This window comes from Rhizomicrobium sp., assembly GCF_056722145.1.
Window position 1 is genome coordinate 1 of sequence record NZ_JBWZET010000116.1, and the last position, 4,102, is coordinate 4,102.

Sequence of the window (4,102 nt, forward strand, 5' to 3'; positions counted from 1 at the left end):
TTCGTCATCTCTGCAAACATTTAAGCGAGGCGCACTCGCACATGAACTGCGTTCATGAAGGGGCAACGGGCAATTTGCACCCGAAAGCAGACGTTCCCGGGCGAGGGCGTACTTCCGAGATGCGCCATTAGTTGCCATTCCCTCCGAGCGTCATCCCTGAAGAACGTGGGCGATTTCGGCTTCATTCTCGAGAGCCAGTGCGCACTCCAAAATATTCGCATACTCGGGAAGGAAAAGGCTCTTTCGCCAGACAAACGTGAAGTCGCCTTTCTCATCGCTTGCGGAAATCATCGCTGCGACAATCGCCTGAGCGGCATCACGACCAAGTTCATTCGCGGCGATAGCTTTGGCTGCGCCTATCACACGAGCTAAGCGTAAATATCGCGACGGCTCAGGTCGGAAGGCAATTAGGTCTGGCGAGCCATCGTCGCGGACAACTCCACGAGAATTATCTTCGCTTAGCGGTTCAATCGGAATGCAAAAGTCAGCCATGATCAAATCAATTCCCACTCTTTTGGCCGGCAGAATAGCAGAAGGGAATGGCAAGTTCTGGCGCAAATACGACCTATTCCGAACGGCGAATCTAAGCTCGTTTTCAGACATTCCCTGGCTCGGCTCAGCACACCGCCGTCGCCAGAGCGCTGCCCATCGAGTCCGGGCTGCCGAGTTCATCTGTCGGCGTGTTCGACAGATCGGCGGTTTCGTAATAGTCGCCGGTGATGAGGTCGTATTCGTCGGCGGCAAGGCTGCGAATGGTGCGGGCGGCGCAATCGATGTGCACCTTGAACACGACCTGCGGGTTGCGGCTGTCGTGCCATTTGACTTCGCGCTGCGATCCGGCGCGCTTCACCGTGGAAGGCGCGTAGAAGAACGTCACGTCGTGGAACGTGAAATAGGGCTTCCAGTCGGATTCGTTTTGCGCCGTCGCCGGGATAACGAGCACAGCCGTAAGAACACCGCAGGCGACCGTTTTCATGGCGCGATGCTGGCGCGGTCGCGGTGCAAGCGGGCACTTGCGGCAATGCAACCGGAAGTGTACAACTGGTTGCCTATCGCAAGGTAAAGTTGAGTTGCGGCGTCGGTTGTAACCCTCATTCAAGGAGCAATTCGCATGCCTGAGAACAATATTGGCCTGTTCCACGCCAAGTACGTCACATTCGGTACGGCCCCCGGAGCGCCGATCCTCCATCTCAATTTGTTGGTCAATACGCCGAAAAAGACCATCAGCGGCACGGCAACGGTTACGGCCGCATTGCCCAACCCGATTCTGGTCAGCTGCGCCGTCACCGGAACCTATTCGGTCATGACGGTGATGCCGAAGGTGACCCATATCCAGCTCAAGCTGCAGGGCGTTCTCCTGGGCGACGGCAATCTCGCTGTGGCCGAGCCGCAAAGCGATCTGTTGGAAGTGCTGGTTGTCCTCGACGAGACGTGGACCTCGGGCGAGGCGCAATACACCTATCTGCGTCATCCCAAGCCCGTCATCGAGCAGCCGATCCATTTGGTCATCGACTGAGCCAAGCCACCGGGGCAAGGCGCCTTCGGGCGCTTTGCTCTGCCGGCGTCAGGCCGGTCGCGCGCGCAGGCGCAGCACCCGCCAGATCGCCGCCCCGGCGAACTTGACGACGCGCCCCTGTGGGTCGGCGCCGACCGCCTTGGCGATCATCCGGGTCAGCTTCTCGATGTGGCGGCGGCGGTAGATGCGCAGCGTGATGCCGATAAGATTGCGGGAGTAGTCGCGGCGCACATAGGGCCGGGCAGGGATCGCGTCCGCGGGCACGACGGCGCAATAATGGGAGAAGCTGATTTCGTCGTCGTCGCTTTCGGTGGCCCGGCCGATGGCGATCAGCAGCTTCTTCCAGAATGGCAGGTCCGGTTCATGTTGTGCCTCAAGAGTCTCGTAGAACAGCTTGTAATGGCGGTACTCGTCGGCCGCGATCCGCCCGGCGATTTCTTTCAGCAACGGTTCATCGGTGGCCTCTTTGATGGCGGTGTAATAGGTCGAGGTTCCGCTCTCGACGACACAGCGGGCGATCATCTCGCCGCGCCGCGACCCGCGTACCGAATCTGAGTCGTTGCCGTCGAAATGGGCAGGGCGGTAGCCGGCCCGGAAGCGGGCGAAGGCCTCTTCCAGCTTGAACGAAGGATCGGCGAGTTCCGCCCAGCGGCCGAGCACCTTGCCGTGCTGGGTTTCCTCGTGGCCCCATTGCTCGATGGTCGGGTGGAACGACGGGTCGGGGAACACGCGCTTCAGGTAGCCGACGTAGTCGGGCGCGTTGTATTCGACCAGTGCCGCCGACTTGATGGCGTCGACCATCCAGGGTTCCGCCTTGGCGCGGTCGAACTTCTCCCACGCGATATCGTCAGGGCTCCAGCCCTGTTTGAAAATTGGCTCTGCCGTCATTCGCGCCTCTGTTGCACCCGCCTGCGTAGATTATAGCTATACTAAAACGCACAGGGGAACCGGCTGTTTCGAAATGGGAACAAACAGATGCGCAAGGATTCCGCCACGGTTCGGGCACCAAAGCAAAACGGCCCGCCGGTGAAGGCAGGCCGTTGCCGTTCGGATCGGAACGATGGTCAGGCGTAGGCGCGCAGCGACGCCAGCGCGTCGAGCTTGGCTTGGCGTACCGGCTTGTCGGTGTCGGCGGCCTTGGCGAGGTTCTCGGTCGCCGCCGCGATGCGGGCGTCGAGATCGTTCGCCGGAATAGCTTCCTCGGCCAGTACCGTCAGCTTGGTCTGGGTGACTTCGGCGAAGCCGCCGAGCACCAGGAACTTCTGGGCGTCCTTGCCGCCGGAAACCGTGATGACGCCGGGGCGCAGCACGGTGATCACCGGCGTATGACCGGCCATCACGCCCATGTCGCCCTCGGAGCCCGGGATCGTGACCATGTCGGCATCCGCGGACAGCAGAAGCTGTTCGGGAGAGACGAGGTCGAAAGTGATTTTGTCGGCCATTGTGCAGTTTAGGGAGTAGGGAATGGGGAGTAGGGAATAGTGAAATGATGCTCGCTCACTTCAAAGTCCCGTATCCCTACTGCCTATTCCCTACTCCCTAGTTCCGTTTTGTTACGCCGCTTCCTTCGCCAGCTTCTCAGCCTTGGCGACGGCGTCTTCGATGGTGCCGACCATGTAGAAGGCCGCTTCCGGCAAATGGTCGTATTCGCCCTCGATCACCGCCTTGAACGAGCGGATGGTGTCCTTGAGGTCGACGAAGATGCCGGGGAAGCCGGTGAACACTTCGGCGACGTGGAACGGCTGGCTGAGGAAGCGCTGGATCTTGCGGGCGCGGCTGACGATGATTTTGTCTTCTTCCGACAGCTCGTCCATGCCCAGGATGGCGATGATGTCCTGCAGGCTCTTGTAGCGCTGCAGCGTCGACTGCACCAAGCGGGCGACGTCATAGTGTTCCTGGCCGACGACATGCGGGTCGAGAATGCGCGACGTCGAGTCGAGCGGGTCCACGGCCGGATAGATGCCGATTTCGGTCAGGGCGCGGCTCAGCACCGTGGTGGCGTCGAGATGCGCGAACGAGGTCGCCGGCGCCGGATCGGTCAGGTCGTCGGCCGGCACGTAAATCGCCTGCACCGAGGTGATCGAACCCTTCGAGGTGGTGGTGATGCGTTCCTGCAGCGTGCCCATGTCGGTGGCGAGCGTCGGCTGATAGCCCACCGCCGACGGGATGCGGCCCAAGAGCGCCGACACTTCCGAGCCGGCCTGGGTGAAACGGAAAATGTTGTCGATGAACAGCAGCACGTCCTGGCCCTGGTCGCGGAAATATTCGGCGACGGTCAGGCCGGAGAGGGCGACGCGGGCGCGGGCACCCGGCGGCTCGTTCATCTGGCCGAACACCAGGGCGCACTTCGAACCGGCGGTGGAACCCTTCTTGGGGTCCTTGTTGACGCCGGACTCGATCATCTCGTGATAGAGGTCGTTGCCTTCGCGGGTACGTTCGCCGACGCCGGCAAACACCGAGTAGCCGCCGTGCTTCTTGGCGATGTTGTTGATCAGTTCCTGGATGAACACGGTTTTGCCGACGCCGGCGCCGCCGAACAGGCCGATCTTGCCGCCGCGGGAATAGGGCGCGAGCAGGTCGACGACC

Annotated in this window: 6 protein-coding genes; 1 reads left to right on the forward strand and 5 read right to left on the reverse strand. The window is 61.3% G+C overall.

Translation table 11 applies throughout. From position 1 onward, the window contains the following. Positions 1-150: 150 nt before the first annotated feature. Together AC1P6P_RS06700 and AC1P6P_RS06705 are read right to left on the reverse strand one after the other, a co-directional pair. Positions 151-603, reverse strand: a complete 453-nt coding sequence (locus AC1P6P_RS06700; RefSeq protein ID WP_481401660.1) for a hypothetical protein — start codon at positions 601-603, stop codon at positions 151-153. Between the two features lie 13 nt (positions 604-616). Then, positions 617-976: a hypothetical protein gene (locus AC1P6P_RS06705; RefSeq protein ID WP_481401661.1), complete on the reverse strand. Its 360-nt coding sequence runs from the start codon at positions 974-976 to the stop codon at positions 617-619. A gap of 135 nt (positions 977-1,111) precedes the next feature. Between AC1P6P_RS06705 and AC1P6P_RS06710 the strand changes: the two genes are divergently transcribed. Next, positions 1,112-1,516: a DUF1842 domain-containing protein gene (locus tag AC1P6P_RS06710; RefSeq protein ID WP_481401662.1), complete on the forward strand. Its 405-nt coding sequence runs from the start codon at positions 1,112-1,114 to the stop codon at positions 1,514-1,516. Between the two features lie 48 nt (positions 1,517-1,564). Here the strand turns inward: AC1P6P_RS06710 and AC1P6P_RS06715 are convergent, their stop codons facing one another. From AC1P6P_RS06715 to atpD, 3 genes are all read right to left on the reverse strand, one after another. Next, positions 1,565-2,317 carry a ferritin-like domain-containing protein gene (locus AC1P6P_RS06715; protein ID WP_481401663.1) on the reverse strand — a complete coding sequence of 251 codons (753 nt, stop codon included), beginning with the start codon at positions 2,315-2,317 and terminating at the stop codon, positions 1,565-1,567. 263 nt (positions 2,318-2,580) lie between these two features. After that, the gene (gene atpC / locus AC1P6P_RS06720; protein WP_481401664.1) at positions 2,581-2,958 is read right to left on the reverse strand and encodes an ATP synthase F1 subunit epsilon; all 378 of its coding nucleotides are present in this window, start codon (positions 2,956-2,958) and stop codon (positions 2,581-2,583) included. Positions 2,959-3,069: 111 nt separating this feature from the next. Continuing rightward, a partial coding sequence (gene atpD, locus AC1P6P_RS06725) for a F0F1 ATP synthase subunit beta (protein ID WP_481401665.1) occupies positions 3,070-4,102 on the reverse strand: 1,033 nt, incomplete at its 5' end.